The sequence below is a fragment of the Pedobacter sp. 10L46_2 genome (assembly GCF_056395165.1).
The window spans coordinates 1-1120 of record NZ_JBFTIZ010000548.1; the positions used below are offsets into that span (position 1 = coordinate 1).

Annotated in this window: 1 protein-coding gene and 1 pseudogene; both read left to right on the forward strand. The window is 36.9% G+C overall.

Annotated features, from left to right (window positions below):
• A pseudogene (locus AC1DDX_RS27700) lies at positions 1–317 on the forward strand (hypothetical protein); the annotation flags it as partial.
• 58 nt (positions 318–375) lie between these two features.
• Positions 376–1120 (forward strand): carboxypeptidase-like regulatory domain-containing protein (locus tag AC1DDX_RS27705; RefSeq protein ID WP_477623072.1); only part of this gene is annotated, 745 nt, incomplete at its 3' end.

Sequence of the window (1120 nt, forward strand, 5' to 3'; positions counted from 1 at the left end):
GAAATACGGGTGAGCAATCTAACGAGTTGTTTGTTAGAAAGATAGGCAATAGCTTATATCTGGCAATTTTAAGAAATACGGGTGAGCAATCTAACGAGTTGTTTGTTAGAAAGATAGGCAATAGCTTATATCTGGCAATTTTAAACTTTGATGGTAAAAAGAAGGTTTTTACGGTTCCATTGGATAGATTAGGTAGTAAAAAGTCATCTTACAAGGCAAAAGAACTTTTCTCTGGTAAAGGTTTTGCAATTAATAAAACGCTTAAGTACGAGCTAAACGGGGCTGATGCTACAATTATCAAAATAGAATTACAATAGTTTAATAATTGATGTAAAGCACTATATTTAGCCTGAATACGTATAATAAGTAAGTAATTTGAACGCTCAGAGAATTATCCTTTTACTTGTATTTATTTGTACGCTCTCCAGCCAAGAATTAACAGCGCAAATAAAACGTACAATTAAAGGTAGTGTAAAAGACAGTACCAACCAGGGAATACCCGGATCCTACATTAGGGTAATTACAGGCAAAGATACGTTGACTGTAATTGCCGATAAGGAGGGGGATTTTTCTATTTCCAATATTTCAACTCAGAGTTCAGACCTGTTGGTCCGCAGTATTGGTTACAAGCCATATGCTTCAATCGTTACCTTTCTTGACAAACAAAAACAGGTTGACCTTGGCAATATTATACTCAAAACAGAGTCTAATATGCTTGATGAGGTGGTGATTAAGGGCAAAATCACTCCCATAAGGGTAATGAAAGATACCATTGAATACAATACAGAAGCGTTTGTGATAAGAGAAGGCGATTATGTAGAGGATCTGTTAAAGCAGTTCCCTGGTATGGTGGTAAAGGACGATGGAAAGGTTACCTCGATGGGTAAGGAACTTACCAGACTTAGGGTAAATGGCAAGGATTTTTTTACCAGTAATGTTGCTGAGTTCATTAAAAAATTGCCATCGAGCATATTTTCTCACGTTCAGGTAATTGATGACTATGGCGATGAAGCTAATTTTACCGGAATAAAAGTGGGACAGCCTAGAAAGATATTAAATCTGGTTACCAAACCAGGGAGAGATAAGGGGACATTTGCAAACGTTAGTACCAGCGCTGCAA